Source organism: Photobacterium sp. AWH4_225, from assembly GCF_056158405.1.
The window spans coordinates 2,625,713-2,641,455 of record NZ_JBSWTF010000001.1; the positions used below are offsets into that span (position 1 = coordinate 2,625,713).

8 protein-coding genes and 2 pseudogenes are annotated in these 15,743 nt (G+C 49.7%); 4 read left to right on the forward strand and 6 right to left on the reverse strand.

Translation table 11 applies throughout. The features are described 5' to 3' along the window. Nucleotides 1-17: 17 nt before the first annotated feature. The 4 genes from ACXAD4_RS12300 to yddG all read right to left on the reverse strand — a co-directional run bounded on the left by ACXAD4_RS12300 (nucleotide 18) and on the right by yddG (nucleotide 3,739). Entirely contained in the window at nucleotides 18-713 is a 696-nt protein-coding gene (locus tag ACXAD4_RS12300) for a DUF1007 family protein (protein WP_475241708.1), read from the reverse strand. A gap of 159 nt (nucleotides 714-872) precedes the next feature. Next, nucleotides 873-1,865, reverse strand: a complete 993-nt coding sequence (locus ACXAD4_RS12305; protein ID WP_475241710.1) for an arginase family protein — start codon at nucleotides 1,863-1,865, stop codon at nucleotides 873-875. A 19-nt stretch (nucleotides 1,866-1,884) separates the two neighbouring features. Then, nucleotides 1,885-2,583, reverse strand: a complete 699-nt coding sequence (locus tag ACXAD4_RS12310; RefSeq protein WP_317522255.1) for an IclR family transcriptional regulator domain-containing protein — start codon at nucleotides 2,581-2,583, stop codon at nucleotides 1,885-1,887. A gap of 268 nt (nucleotides 2,584-2,851) precedes the next feature. Beyond that, nucleotides 2,852-3,739 (reverse strand): aromatic amino acid DMT transporter YddG, encoded by an 888-nt coding sequence (gene yddG / locus ACXAD4_RS12315; RefSeq protein WP_475241711.1) that lies wholly within the window; start codon nucleotides 3,737-3,739, stop codon nucleotides 2,852-2,854. A gap of 367 nt (nucleotides 3,740-4,106) precedes the next feature. On the opposite strand from yddG, the gene ACXAD4_RS12320 reads away from it, so the two are divergent. The 3 genes from ACXAD4_RS12320 to ACXAD4_RS12330 all read left to right on the forward strand — a co-directional run bounded on the left by ACXAD4_RS12320 (nucleotide 4,107) and on the right by ACXAD4_RS12330 (nucleotide 12,300). Beyond that, a complete protein-coding gene (locus tag ACXAD4_RS12320) occupies nucleotides 4,107-9,122 on the forward strand; it encodes a 2-oxoacid:acceptor oxidoreductase family protein (protein WP_475241713.1) in 5,016 nt (1,671 codons plus the stop codon). Nucleotides 9,123-9,124: 2 nt separating this feature from the next. Next, nucleotides 9,125-11,890: a sulfide/dihydroorotate dehydrogenase-like FAD/NAD-binding protein gene (locus tag ACXAD4_RS12325; protein ID WP_475241715.1), complete on the forward strand. Its 2,766-nt coding sequence runs from the start codon at nucleotides 9,125-9,127 to the stop codon at nucleotides 11,888-11,890. A 191-nt stretch (nucleotides 11,891-12,081) separates the two neighbouring features. Continuing rightward, a complete protein-coding gene (locus ACXAD4_RS12330; RefSeq protein WP_475241717.1) occupies nucleotides 12,082-12,300 on the forward strand; it encodes a dodecin in 219 nt (72 codons plus the stop codon). Between the two features lie 412 nt (nucleotides 12,301-12,712). Here ACXAD4_RS12330 and ACXAD4_RS12335 read toward each other — a convergent pair whose 3' ends face one another. After that, nucleotides 12,713-14,476 carry a glycerophosphodiester phosphodiesterase family protein gene (locus tag ACXAD4_RS12335; RefSeq protein ID WP_475241719.1) on the reverse strand — a complete coding sequence of 588 codons (1,764 nt, stop codon included), beginning with the start codon at nucleotides 14,474-14,476 and terminating at the stop codon, nucleotides 12,713-12,715. Between the two features lie 197 nt (nucleotides 14,477-14,673). On the opposite strand from ACXAD4_RS12335, the pseudogene ACXAD4_RS12340 reads away from it, so the two are divergent. Then, nucleotides 14,674-14,796, forward strand: a pseudogene (locus ACXAD4_RS12340) (DUF1349 domain-containing protein); the annotation flags it as partial. Between the two features lie 49 nt (nucleotides 14,797-14,845). On the opposite strand, the pseudogene ACXAD4_RS12345 reads toward ACXAD4_RS12340, so the two are convergent. Further along, a pseudogene (locus tag ACXAD4_RS12345) lies at nucleotides 14,846-15,237 on the reverse strand (hypothetical protein). Between the last annotated feature and the right edge of the window lie 506 nt (nucleotides 15,238-15,743).

A 15,743-nucleotide genomic window follows, 5' to 3' on the forward strand; every position in this document is an offset into this window, starting at 1 on the left:
GCTGTGTTTATGCTGTGTCATTCCTTGGCGTCCTTATTTGATTCGTTTGGTTGGCAGTGAAAGCGAACAGACTGGGTAAATAGCTGACCCAATGCATTGTCAGGGTCGGCATCGGCAGGCAGCGACATGGCATAACTCATCTGCTCTGGCGTTGGGTTAGGCTGAATCATCTCAAGCTCGCAGTAATCAGCCAGATCGCCAGCCAAAATGACATCCCCCTTGGATAGCCATGACATATCTACGTAGTAACTTGGTTCAAAAATCAATAGCTTGAGCGAGTCCTCGGTCACTGGCTTCGGCTTGGAAAGCGGCAGCTCGAAAGTAAGCACTAACCGCGCACGATCTCGGGTGAGCTTGCCATAGCGGGCGAGCTGGTATTTGATAGGCTCTTCACCGTCATAGAAGTAGGTGAAGTAATGCTCTGACAACATGTTATCAAGCACCATTGCGGTCACTTTGGTGAAAGTTTGCTGCTCCATCTCCGGCGATGTGTCTTCGCCATCAAGCATGTATGCAGAGGTCATAGGATCAAAAGACCAAACCATGCGAAAGCCGGTGATCATGCCATCATTGCCATCGACATAGGTTTTCATCTCAATCCAGGAATGTGGATGCGCTGTGGCAAACAGCGGAGAAATCAGAAAAGAGAGACCGAGTACAGCCCGCTTCATTGCGGTTAACGTTCGGTTGTTTGCCCTTTTGCGGTAAAACATCAAAAGCCCTGTGTTATGGGTTATTCTAACTAACAAATGTTATAATATAACATTTAGTGTTTGTGCTACCACCTTTTTACCCCATAAACAAAATGGCTTCCAACACTGGAAGCCACGTTTTAATGCTTTGTGACAATATTCGAGCCTAAGCCATAATGTTCATCGGGCCTTAAGTACATGATGTAGTAGCGAAACAGCCAATCTCGCCGTTTGATTCTGGTAGTCATACTCAGGATTCAGACCCGCAATATCCACCAGCCTCACTTTGTTGCTGGCCATTGCTTGGCTGATCACCATCTCAACCACCGCTAAATTGACACCAAATACCCGCGATAAGTTCACTCCCCCAGCAATTGCCGAAGAGAACACCGATAAGTCGATACTCAGGTGGATATGGTCAACTTGCTCAAGATACTTGGCCACCACCGCCTGGATCCGCTTGCGGTTTTTCATCTTCATTTCACTATCGAGCAGCCATTGTGCTCCCAACTCACTGGCGTAAGCCAAGGTTGCCTGCGAATTGATGTGATCGCACATACCCAACCCCAGATAGCGGAAAGTTCGGTTGTTGGCATGGCAAAATGACGCGACGCTATGGAATGCAGAGCCTGCCTTAACTGCTAAGGAACGCCTTAACTGGAAGTTCGCATCGATATTGATAATCCCAATCCGGTTTCCTTCCAGAAAAGGGAGGATATGACTTTCTTCACCTGAGCTGTCGTTACCCGCTTGATTAACGGTATCTGACAGTGCCTGATAACTCCCGATAGCAACCTCATGACCACCACCTAGCATCACTGGCAAATGGCCGAGCTTGAGCATGCTGCACAGCTTGGCGTATTGAGCTGACCGCATAGTATCGAACTCATCTTCCTTCACGCCGAAATAGCTTTGCGCCTCGATAACTCCCGCATCATAAATAGGTAAAGCGCCTGAGTATGGGGTTCTCGTTAACATCTGCCTAATGGCATCCGGCCCTTCTTTGGCACCGGTGTAGATATCGTAGTCGCTTAAGCTCAAGTCACTGGCCAGCCCGAGGATCACGGCCCCGGCTTTGCGCTGTTCAGCATAAGGCTCAATCATGGCTCTAGGATGCGTATTGACGGGGTGACCTAGGAAGGAAAATGGAAACCAACGTTTTACATCCAGCATGATTGCTCCTTATGGGAAATTACAAGTCCGGTGGCAATACCCTCGCCGCCTGAAGGACTGAAAAAATAATCGCGTTCTTACTTTTCTGAACCCGTTCTTGCGGTGCCATCACACTCACCGCTCCTACAATTTTGTTGCCGGTGAATACCGGGGCACTGACCCCTGAGACGCCAACGTCATACTCCGAGGTACTGATGGCATACCCGTCTTTCTTTATCTGCGCCAAATCTTGTAACCAGTGGCTAATATCATCAGGGTCACTGATCCCGAAATGGTGCAGAGTGGCCATGATTCTCTGCTCGGGAAGATGGGCCAGAATCACCTTGGCCGATGCACCGCGGATCAACGGCTGGCTCTGGCCTTCCTCATACGCACAACGTAATGCATGAGGACTGTCCACCCGGGCAGTACAAAGGGCGCGAAAGCCGACCGGTACCAAGTAGGCGGCCATTTCACCAGTTTGCTGCTGAACCCGTTTGAGAACCTGGTGCACTCCACTTGAAAGCGGTGAAAACTGCTGGAAATTACGCAGTAGCTGTAGTGCCGCCGGACCTATGCTGTAACAGCTTTGCCTCGGGCTTTCCTCAATCAAGTTCCAGTTCTTGAGGATTACCAAATAGCGATAAACACTACTTTGCGGCATGCCTGTCTGTTCACTTAATGCCTGTGCTGTAACAGGTTCATTAGCTGACGCAATATGCATCAGTACCTGCAGCATCTTTTCATTGGCATTCAATTTATATTTATCTGATTTCAAAGCATTTCCTGTCGGTTTTATCTGGTTAGGCGACACGTTCAGTAGCTCCTATCGCGCCGACCCCTCTATTAACGTGGATCACCCACTACGATTCAACCAAGATTCTCATAATGTGATAATTAATATGATATAGAAACCCTTCATTCCCACAATTTGATAATTTTATGATGACAACAAAAAAGCGCCGACCTCATGGCCGACGCTTTTTAAATTCGTTTACGATTTTCTGTTAAGTCTTCTTCCGGGTCAGATACCAGCAACTTAACGAAGCCAGCGTTACCATCACCACACCTTGCCAGAACGTCGCCCCTAAGCTGATGCCGAAAATCAGGGCAGAGAAAAAAGCAGACAGAATTGGCGTGAAATAAGACAGCGTTGCGAGCAATACCATGTTGCCGCCAATAATGGCGATGTTCCACAACCCGTAGCCACCCGCCATTGCAATGGCCGCCAGCGCCAAGTTCAACACGGCTTCACTGCTCCAAACCATCGGCGGCTGATCGGTGAGACAGTATTTCACCCATAGGGCTATTGCCGTTGCAATGAAAAACCAGGCAATCGCATTCTGGCCGTTAGCCAAGCGTTTGGTGATATTGCAGTAGATAGCCCAAATAAAAGCGCCGCTGAATGCCAAGGTATAACTGACCGGGTTGGTCGCCACATTGGCAGCCAATCGGGTTAGTGACAAACCCTGTTCACCGCTCACCGTCCATGCCACGCCCAAAAAAGCCATCGCCATGGCGGGATATAAAAGCTTGCTCACTTTTTGCCGGCTCACTATCACCGCTAGCATGACAGTCAACGCAGGCCAAAGGTAATTGATGACGCTCATTTCAACGGTCTGCACCCTGTCGTTAGCCATACCCAACGCCAAAGCCAAACACATCTCGTAACTGACGAACAGCCCACCGCCGATGAGCAAATAGCGAGGAGAAAAACGGCTGAGCCTAGGCGCTCCGACAACCACCACCAGCAACACCGAGCTCAGGGTATAAATCATTGCCGCGCCGCCTACCGGGCCCAGTTGCTCAGCAACGTTTCGGATAAAGGCAACAATAGTGCTCCACAGCAGGATAGCGACGCATCCAGCCAAGGTATATTTGTGTTGAGAAAACAAAGAGAAACCGCCACACCTAAACATAGAAAGCGGCTAGGTTATCAAGCTTTTGCCACTAACGGTTAGCCTATTTTGTTATCGATTCTCACTTAGCATAAACACTTATAAAAACCATGGTTTTTGTGCTTAATTTGTGACCGTCTGAGCAATGCTGCAAATGCAACTAGTGTAGCATCTGTTGTTATAAGCATCAGTTGGTCAAATCAAGAGCTATCACTTGTTGTATGTGATTTTTCACCAAAATGCTCTGGTTGATAAGGTGCAAAAAACGGCGCATAAGCCGGGAAGTATTTTGGTGAGGAAGTAAAAAGAATCGACCCTTAGGAAGTCGACCGAATAATAATCACATACCAAGGAGCTATGTCGTATGTCTACACTGACACAAAGGAGCAATACGTCCCAGGGCACACCAACTTACCCAGGCCAATCAACCGTAATACATGGAAATGGTGCCGTCGCGCATGTCATGGATTACGTTTGTGGCGGTGTCATTGGATACCCCATTACCCCCTCGACTGAAATCTCAGAATTATACGAAGCATTCAGGGCGCAAGGTGGTTGCAATGTATGGGGACAGCACCCCTTCTTCTTCGAACCCGAAGGTGAACACTCAGCACAAAGTGGTGCACTCGGCGCGGCTCTGACCGGCGGGAAATATATCTCAAATGCCTCCTCAAGCCAGGGGATCTTGTATGGCTTGGAATCACATTACGTTACCGTAGGTAAGAAAGCCGCAGGCTTCGTCCTTCACGTAGCGGCTCGCTCTGTCTCGCGCCATTCACTGAATGTCATGGCCGGGCATGATGATGTGTACGCCTTGCTTTCTGCCGGCTACACCACCCTATTTGCCAGCAACGCACAGGAAGCGGCAGACCTTGCGGCGATTTCATACCGTGTCAGTGCGCAATCGCTGATCCCGGTAGCCAATACCATGGACGGCTTTGCCACCAGCCACATCCAGAGTGAAGTGAAGTTGCCAGAGCCTGAATTACTGAAACAGTACCTCGGCGACCCAACTGATCGCATTCCTGCACCAACAGAAGCCCAGCGAATGCTTTACGGTGCCAAAGGGCGTGTTTGGCAACTCAACCAATTCATCGATAAATTCCAAGACCAGTTCTGGCCTGAAAAGCTGAACGATCTGAAAGGCTATATTGCCAGCAACAGCGAAGCGATTGAGAAAGACAGCGAAGGCCAATTCATTGAATCAACAAAAGCCTTCTTGCCTGATGGCCTGCAAAAGAAATGGCAGCGTGCATGGCTCAACGCTTACGAGAAAGATACCCGTCAGCGCGTACCAGCCCTAATGGATACCCATAATCCAGGCTTGACCGGCGGGGTGCAGAATCAGCCAGATTACCAGGCAGGTATTGTCGACCATCGCAGCCACTTCCAGAATGACGTGCCGATGTTTATCGAGCAAGCCATGAAGGAATACGGCGAACTGACTGGTCGCTTCTACGAACCTGTTATGGACTTCATGTGCGACGATGCCAACTATGTCATCGTTGGCCTGGGCTCAGTCACTGATGATGCTGAAGCCGTTGCCACCCACCTGCGCAAACAGGGCCAAAAAGTCGGTGTCATTTCTATCAAGCAGCTTCATCCATTCCCTGAAGCGCAAATCGTCGAGAAGCTTGCCGGTAAAATGGCAGTGACCGTGCTTGAGCGCTGTGATGAAACCCGCTTGACGGCCCGTATCTCGCGCGCCTTGTTCAAGGCACAAGAAAACGTTCATAGCCCAAGGCACAAGGGGATCCCAGCCCTACAGCATATCCCAACCATCAGCACCGGTATTTTCGGGCTTGGCGGCCATGATCTCCAGCCTAAACATCTGATTGCCGCATTTGATAATATGCGCGAGGAAAATACCAAGCCGTTCTTCTACCTCGGCAGCCAGTTCTTTGATGCTAAAGCCACAGGTGAGCTGAAAGAAATCCAAGACCGCCTGCGTGCCGCCTACCCAGATACCGAGCTAATGGCACTGGAAACCGGCGAAAACCCTAACCTGCTGCCAGAATCTGCACTGCGGGTTCGTTTCCACTCGGTAGGTGGTTACGGGACTATTGCCACCGGGAAACTGCTGACTGATATCTTGTCCGGCGCATTGGGGCTGCACTCGAAATCCATGCCTAAATACGGCTCGGAGAAAAGTGGGGCACCGACCAACTTCTTTATTACTCTGTCGCCAGAACCAATTAAGATCACCAACGCCGAACTACAGCAAGTTGAAATCGTCCTGTCGCCAGACCACAAGGTGTTCATGCACACCAACCCACTGGCAGGTTTGACACCTAACGGAACATTCATCCTGCAAACCCACCACGAGCCTGAGCAGGTATGGCAGGAAATTCCAGCCAGCGCCCGCCAGTATATTCGTGAAAACAACATCAACTTCTACATTGTCGATGCCTTCAAGGTCGCTCGTGAGCAAGCGCCATCTGCGGATCTTGAAATCAGGATGATGGGTATCGCCTTTATCGGCGCACTCTGCGGCCATGCGACTCAAGTCACCCAAGGGGCTGACGAAGCCTTGATGCTTGAACGCATCACCCAGCAGATTGCCAAGAAGTTCGGCGCCAAAGGCGAGAAAGTAGTTGCCAGTAACATGGCGGTGATCCGTGAAGGGATCCACGCGACCAAGCAGGTTTGTTACACCGATTTCAGCGATGCCGATATTGAAGCAACTACAACAATAACCACAGAAGCACCGAAGCAAAAACAAGCCAGCTGTGGCCTGTTCGACCCTTCCTACTTCAGCAATATTGCCGGTAAGCATTACGCCGATGGCTCGATTGGCGAGGCGCCGGTCATTCCAGGCTCGGGCATGTTCATGCCACCAGCGAGCGCTATCACTAAAGATAAAGGCCTGTTCAGGCTCAATGCGCCTAAGTTCGACGCAGATAAGTGTACTGGCTGTATGGAATGTACCATTGCCTGTCCTGACGGTGCGATCCCAAATGCCGTCCACGAACTACACGATATCCTGTATGTGGCGATCGACAAACTCAACATCCCGCCTGCACAGCGTGATGGCCTGAAGGCGAAAATGCCGCCGATTTTGGATGCGGTCCGCCAGTACTACCGCACCGCGCCGAAGAACGAATCACTGCCGCTGCACCAAGTGGTCGCCAAAGTGGTCGATACCATGTCATTCGACGAACCCGGTGTGAGCCAGCAGATTGCTGGGATTTGCGTCGCGCTGGAATCACTGCCAGTCAGCCGTACCAAACCTTTCTTCGATGCGATGGAAAAAGCGGTTCCGGGCAGCGGTGGCTTGTTCTCGGTGGCTATCGACCCGAGCAAGTGTAGTGGCTGTATGGAATGTGTGGATGTATGTGGCCCGAACGCGCTGCAGAAAGTCCGCCAGACCACAGAAATGAACCAGCAGATGCACGAGCTGTTCCATACCTTGGCAGAAATGCCAAATACCCCTGCCCGCTTCCTGCAACAAGGCGTCACCGATGCCACTGAGTCCAAGCGCCTATTGCTTGACCGCAGCAACTACTACGCCATGAGCTCCGGCCACGGTGCGTGCCGTGGTTGTGGCGAGGTCACCGCGTTGCGCCTGGTTACCTCTATCAACCGTGCCTTGCAGCAGCAACGCTACCAGTCACACATCGCCAGCCTTGAAAACATGATTGAGAAGCTGGAAGACAAGCACCAATCATTGGCGGCTATCGATGCAGAGCAAGCTCGTTCTGAGCGTATTGCCCGTACTATCAAAGTATTGGAAAAACGCCTGTACCACTTCGAATACGGACCAACCGGCAATGGGCCATCCGATGCGCTGATCGCCAACGCCACAGGCTGTAGTAGTGTTTACGCTTCGACCTTCCCGGCTAACCCATACAATGACCCATGGGTGAACAGCTTGTTCCAAGATACCCCAGCGGTTGCCAAAGGCTTGTTTGAAGGGGAAGCGGCTAACCAGCTAGAGCAGTTCAAGGCACTTCGTACCGCCAAGCTAGAGCTTGAAGATATGTACGATACCGAAGTCCATGACCGCCAGCTTCGCTACCTGGAATGGAGCCACTTGTCAGATCAAGAGCTCGGCCTATTACCGACTGTATTCAGTATCGGCGGTGACGGCGCGACCTATGACATCGGCTTTGGTGCCCTGTCCCGCTTGCTATCAACCAGCACGCCTATTAAGGTCTTCGTGCTCAATACCGGTAGCTACTCCAACACCGGTGGCCAGGCATCAACTGCCAGCTTTACCGCGCAAGACTCCGACCTCAGCCGCTTCGGCAGTGCCCACAGCGGTAAGCAGGAATCACGCAAAGAGCTAGGCATCATCGCGACCTTCCATCCGAAAGTGATGGTGGTACAAACCTCTACTGCCCTGCAGGGTCACTTCATGGCGAATTTGATGGAGTACCTCAACTACCAAGACGCCCCAGCGCTGTTTGATGTTTACACCCCATGTATGGGTGAGCACGGTATTGCCGATGATGCCAGCACCCGCCACTCACGCCTGGCAGTCGAAAGCCGCATGAGTCCAGTGTTTGTCCACGACCCACGCAAGGGCGAGACACTATCTGAGCGCTTCTCTATCGAAGGCAACCCTGAGCTGCAGCATGACTGGGCAACCCATACCATTAGCTACATCGACAGCGACGGTATGACCCAGTTGAAACAAGTGCCGTTTACGCCGGCTGATTTCTCACTCTATGAAGGACGCTTCAAGAAACACTTCAACCCTGTATCTGACGAGCAGCACGCGGTTGAGATAGCTGAGTTTGTGGCAATGAGTGCCGAAGAACGTAATGGCAAGGTACCGTTCATTTGGGCAACTGATAAACAGCAGCACCTAATCAGGCTAAGTGTCTCCAGTTCGATTGTCGCGCTGACCGAAGAGCGGTTACGCAACTGGCATATGCTGCAGCACTTGAGCGGCCAGCACATCACCAACATCGACCAGCAGTACCAGCGCCAGATCGATGAGTGGAAACAGCGTTACCACACCGCGATGGACAGCAACGAACAAACTATCGAAACCATTGCCAATGGCTTGGCTGAGCTGGCTATGGCTGCTTCGCCCAATGTGGCCAATAGCATCCCGGTCACCCAGATAGATAGCAGTTCAACTGCACCACAGGCTTCTACTAGCAACCCAGGGGACTTGCCGCTCGTCGCTATCAACGAGGACGAAAAAGGCCAGTGTACAGACTGCAAAACCTGCTACCAGCAATTGAGTGAGCTGTTCGAGAAAACCACCATTGTTGAAAACGGTGAAGCCAAGGTCATTAGCCAGGTGATCCCTAACGCACTGGATACTGTCGAGCTCAGCGACGAGCTGATCAAGCGTGCCTCGCGCATTGCCGATGAGTGTGATGCAGAAATCATCCACTTCAACGCGCCTGCATCGGTGGAGGTGTAGTCATGAGTGATGTAATTTCCCGTCCAATCTCGCAAGCTCAACGGGAGCTGATGCTAAAGCGCATGGAGCAAAACCCACAGCGCTTCCAGCAGATGGTGATCGAGGAGAGCATGCAGCTTATCCGCGACACCCTCAAGCAAGGCAAGCTGTCTGCTGAGTTTACCGAAAAGCTATGGCAGCTATTGCTCGCTGACAACGATCTTAGTGTCGCCCTGCAGCGTTACTTATGGCGTATTCCGCTCAAGCAAAAGCGTGCTTTTGTGCAGGCGCTGGATACCCATATGTCTGAACGTTACCCTATGTTCAAAGGGCTATCTGTCGGATGGCCCGGTAGCAACAACATACCGCCTTACGTGCGCCCTGCCGAAGAGCGCCGTAGAGACTTTGACTTGGTGAGCCAAGGCTATCTCGGTTACATGGGGCTGGGCTACAGCTTGCGTGAAGTTGAGTTGTTCGTCTGGCTTGAAGTGATCCGCGACAAGCAGTGTGAAGATCGCCCGTGTGAAATCGGTGTGCCTAAATGTGATCGCGACGGCAACCCCGCTGAAGAAAACGACGGCGGCTGCCCGGTCAAGATCCACATTCCACAAGTACTCAACCTGATGGGTGAAGGCCGCTTTAGAGACGCTTTCGAGCTGATCCGCGATGCCAACCCACTGCCGAATGTTACCGGCCGGGTTTGTCCACAAGAGCTGCAATGCCAGGGCGTGTGTACCCACAACGACAGGCCAATAGAAATCGGCCAGTTGGAGTGGTTCCTACCTCAGCGTGAACGTGAACTTTCCAACGGTGAGCCACCAAAACCAGCGGACATCAACCCTTGGGTTGCGGCGACCAAGCCACCGGTTGCGATTGTCGGCTCTGGGCCTTCAGGGCTGATCAATGCATACTTGCTTGCCAAAGAAGGCTATCCGGTCACAGTGTTCGAGGCATTCCATGTCTTGGGCGGGGTACTGAGATACGGTATCCCTGAGTTCCGTTTGCCTAACCAGTTGGTAGACGATGTGGTCGAAAAAATCAAAGCGCTCGGCGGCCGCTTTGTCACCAACTACATCGTAGGTAAAACGGCAACGCTTGAAGACCTCAAGCGCGCTGGCTTCACGCGCATTTTTGTCGGTACTGGTGCGGGCTTACCGCGCTTTATGAATGTTCCGGGTGAGCATTTGCTGAACATCATGTCGGCCAATGAATTCCTGACCCGTGTCAATCTGATGCACGCCAATGAGCCTGACTACGAAACGCCAATGCCGGATATGGAAGGCAAGGAAGTGATGATCATCGGTGGTGGTAACACTGCGATGGATGCTGCCAGAACGGCCTGCCGTTTGGGTGCCAACGTCACTATCGTCTACCGCCGTACCCAGCAGGAAATGCCAGCCCGTGTCGAAGAGCTTCACCATGCACTCGAAGAAGGGATCCAGCTTAAGGAGCTCCGCTCGCCTTGCGAGTTCAACGGTGACAAAAACCATGTTCTGGCCAGTGCCAAGCTAGATGTAATGGCGCTGGGTGAGCCTGATGCATCCGGCCGTAGACGTCCACAGTCTACCGGTGAGTTTGAGCTGATGAAGGTCGACTTTGCCATTATGGCCTTGGGTAACAGTTCTAACCCGATTGTCAAAGACGCCAACCCTGACTTGAACACCTCCAAGTGGGGTACGCTTCTGCTCAATAAAGGCTCGCAAGAGACTTCGCTCAGCGGCGTATACAGTGGCGGTGATGCTACCCGTGGTGGCTCTACGGCTATCAAGGCAGCGGGTGATGGTCAGGCAGCGGCTAGGGAGATCATGGGGCAAGTCGATTTCAACGCCAAGGAAGTCGAAGGACTCGTCGCACAAGCTTGTCACTATACAGGACTAGGCCAAACGCCAGCTAAAATCGTCAAACGTCGTCAATTAACCGAGGAAATTGTCGAATTCACCATTACCTCTCCACTGATTGCCCGCTCAGCCAAGGCTGGCCAGTTTGTCAGGGTACTAGCAGATGAAAAAGGTGAATTGATCCCGTTAACTCTGGCCGATTGGGACGCCGAAGCCGGCACTATCGAACTGGTGATCCAAGGGCTGGGTACCAGCTCCAAGCTGATCAACCAAATGCAAGAAGGTGATTGCTTCGAGGCTATTGCCGGCCCATTGGGACAAGCAAGCCATGTAGTGAAACACCCTGATAACCAGAGTGTCATCTTTACCGCTGGTGGTGTGGGTCTGCCTGCTGTGCACCCTATCATGCGCGCCCACCTGGAAATCGGTAATAAGGTTACCCTGATCTCCGGTTTCAGAAGCAAAACTCATAGCTTCTGGACGAAAGAAGGCGACAAAGTCGAGAATCTTCGAGCAGCCTACCCTGAACTGCTGGAGGTGGTTTACGCCAGTAATGACGGTACGCTCGGCATCGAAGGCTTCGTGACTAACCCGCTGGAAGATCGCTTGGTACAGCACAGGGAAGCCAATGATCCTGATTCTGACCAAACCATAGCAGAAGTCATCACCATCGGTCCGCCTATGATGATGCGCGCAGTCAGCGATCAGACTCTGGGCTACCAAGTCCCTTGTGTGGCCAGCCTCAACTCCATCATGGTGGATGCCACCGGCATGTGCGGTGCCTGTATGGTACCGGTGATGGAAGACGGCAAACTGGTGCGTAAACACGCCTGTATCGATGGCCCGGAAATCAACAGCCATGTCATCGACTGGGACAAGTTCTTGCCAAGGTTTAACCAGTTTAAACCGCAAGAGCGCCAGAGCCAGATAGCGCACAAGCTGATAGAATAGTAAATAAATAGCTGAGTAAGTTCCAATAGCTCGATAATACGCAAAGGCCTCACTACAAGGGGCCTTTTTCTTTTCCAACTCACCACACCATTCCTATACAAACTCTTTAAAAGTAGAACAAGAGTAAGCAATAAAACCGACTACACTTAATCCACATTGATACCAATCTGGATAAGTATCAGGAGACTATTATGAGTGGCTCGAATCATCACACTTACAAGAAAATGGAGTTGGTTGGATCATCCCCCGATGGTATTGAAGATGCCATCAACAATGCCATCGCCCGAGCAAATGAAACCGTTAAAAATATGCGTTGGTTCGAGGTTGTCGAAACCCGTGGCCATATTGAAGATGGGAAAGTGGCCCACTGGCAGGTGACTATAAAAATCGGATTTACGTTAGAAGAGTAAACCTTTATTTTTCGTGAGAAACTAAACTTAAGACACTAAATTTTAAAGCTTTTATGGGGTATATAAAAATATAAAACCCCATAAAAGATATATCAAATCCAAGCTACTGCTCTTGCCTACCCACCCTTTTCGTAACATTATCCGTGTCGAAAGTTGATTGTTAAATCCAAATCAATGATTGCTAATTGTGTTTATCACCTACTTTAGATAAGCGACTGTCTGGGGAGGTTAACTCCCCTTTTTTTAATACCTAGCTCGTATTGTCAGGCAATTATCAAGGCAAGCTCTAGCCTCATTGAGACATCAGTTTCTGTTACTACATTGAACAGTTGGGGCATTGATATGTTTGCGCCCCTTTTTTTATTAACGCAGCAGTCTTGGTCAAAAACTCTCTATTGCCTAAGCCCCTCAATCAAAGAAGCAACCAATGCCTCAAGGTACGAAGCGCCCGCTCTGAAAAATCCATCTCTTCAATACCCTTTTTGGTTTCCAACGCCAGCTTGGGCTCATCGGTAATAATACCATCGACACCGAGCAGGAATAGGCGCTGCATGGCTGCCGCATTATTAATGGTCCATGCCAAGACTTCTTGCTCGCGCTGCTGAATTTCGATAATTCGCCAAGCATCAAGCCATTGGTCGCTCACCATCAGCATATCGACTTCGCGTTCTAGAGCCGACTGGCCAACACTGGCCGCATAGATAAGTGCATAGCGCAGATTCTCAGGCCGCTTAGCTTCCATCTTGTTCATCAGCCTTGCCAGTAATTCGGTATCCAGGCTCGATACAATCATGGCTTGTTGGTATTTCGGCAACAGGTCCGCCATTGCCAGTGCAAGATCAAAACTACGGTTATAACGCTTCAATTCAATATTGAATTCAATGTCATCAGCATACTCATCCAATAAGTTGGTTAACAACGGTGGAGGTGTACTATTGTGTTGTTCGTAAGCCTCGACAATCTCAGCATAGCTGGCGTTTTCCACCACCAAGTGAGAGCCCAGCATACGGCCCAAATCACGGTCATGGAACACCACTACTTGCCCATCCTGGGTGATCTGCACATCGATTTCCGTGCTTTGGATCCCCAGTGAAATGGCATACTGAATACCTTCTTCGCTATTTTCCGGGTGTGCAAAACCACCACCGCGGTGAGCGGTTACATAGCCCGAGGTATTGGTTTGTAAGTGCCCAACGAAATGACGTACATCCGAATAGCCGTTGACCGACGCAAACACTATCAGCAACACCATCACACTTCTCAGCAAAATACGACGCTGGGTGTTTTGCATTAGGCCGGCAAAGCGCTCTTCTTCATTGACTAGCTTGAGGCGCTTGGTCTGAAGCCGTAATACGTAGTATTGGCAGCTTGCGTAGATAAACCTGTCGATAAAGCTCAGTAGAAATCCAACACCAATCAGAATAACCGTTGCCACCATAATCCACGGATAGCGCTCAGGATCATAAGTCGCCCAGTGAAGAATTGGCTCAAGCACAAACAAAATGCCCTTGGCGATAATCGCAATGATCACTACCCGGCCAAGCAACCATGCGATATGGCCCAGTAAGATATGCAGGTAAATCCCCTGGCTTAGGCGCTGGGCTTGTTTGAACAGCTTCCATTGGGAGCAGTTTTGAAACAGGCTGAGCGGTAATGCGAGCCACCAGCTCGCCCAATAGCGAAGCACCAACAACACTATCGGCAAGGTGACCAGAACCAATAAACCAACCGCTAGCCACAGTGAGCTCATCTGGTGGCTAAGATAATAGTTGATATCCCAGTCATTGAGCATAAGCCCGTAGATCCAACGCCCGCACCACACCAAGGTAGAAAGCAGTAGACTGATCCCTAATGACTGTGCGAGCAGCACTTTAGCCACCCGAAAGCTCCGCTGGAGGATCAACCCGAACGTGTCCAATATTGAGCGTTTGCCCAAGTCATGCTGAGCCAGCAAGATGCTAATAGTTGAGTGTTCGACAAAAAAAGCAAAGCTCAGCTGGGTAATAAACCAGAGGCTTAGCAGAAATCCTGCAGGCGAGAGAAAGAAAGCCAGTAGCTCCTGATTGGCAATCGCACTCACCCCATGAAGGGACATCAATTTAGAAGTGACCCATATATCCAGCGGGACAAACAAGGTCAGCAGTGCACATCGCACAAAGAGAAAGCTGGTCAGCATCTGAAAACCACTGGTTCTTAGACGGTGCCAGATGAAATAGAGAATGTGCCGGCTACGATGGAAAATTGCGCTAATCAAGGGTTGTTTCGCCAAAGTTATGTTCTTTTTGTAGAGTTATCATAACACCTGGGCCAATTGGGTGCTCACCGCATTAGAATGATTGAAAGCCTTGGTACAGGACAATCATCCACACTGGCTTACCTAATGAAATTTGGTACCGCTTAAGCCGCCGTGGCCCTGACTTTATAATTGAATCCTCACTTGAAGGTAAGGCTTTCAAGCAAATGAAAATTTTTCATTTACATAAGCTTGGTGAAACAATAGCAGGAGCTTTATGGCTCCTGCATCCACTTGAGTTGCAGCTAAACATCATTCACTTTCAAAGTCTTGGATAAGTGTTGGCGTTTTTGCAAAAAAAATTTACTGAACCGGGATTTATACCGCCAGCCAAATGTGAGCAACCGCTTGGCCAGCCCTTTGTTTTCAATAGTGGCGACTTCAATGCCATTATAGTGATAAGGGTGTTCCCGGATGTAATCTATAAAAGCAGTCAACACGCCCTGTCCCCTCACTGTTGAAGAAAAATTGACAGAGACAATAGAGAACCTTTGGCTACCTACAGGGCAACGAACTAAACAGTGGCCGTACTCATTTTCATTTCTTTCCGAAAACTCAGGAAACGGTCGAGCTTGGTATATTTGAGATAAATGGTCGTACTCATTACAGAGGTCCTGTAAAAGCTGTTGGGCATTTTGGTTCATTGATAATTGCTTTATCGGCTTTCTTTGGAAATTAAAGTCTATTACATCGAGATTAACAACCCAACCCTATAAAGCCGGTAAAAAGAGGTAAAGATTCAATGAATAATATTGCCTATTTTATATTATCAAGCCACTTATCTATCGCTTTAAGATGAAGAAGAAATACTGATATATCTGTATGGAATTATTAACATTCAGTAGCTTAAAGACTTACCCCTCTCATTTACCATTATCTGAGCCATGCGTAAAAAACACAACAAAAATATAAAATAACAAGCAGTTAACCACAAAGTAGTCATTATTAACCTGTGGTTTTGTTTAGATTGACATCTAGTTAATGGCATCACAGTGATATTTGAGCAAAAATATAACCGTGATTTGGACAAGGTGTTTTTATCATATCAATATGGTTATCATTCATTGCTCCATAATGATATATGAAGTTAATTATATTTATCCTTTCCTTTTAGATAAGGACATTAAAACCGAATCAAAGAAAATTTTAA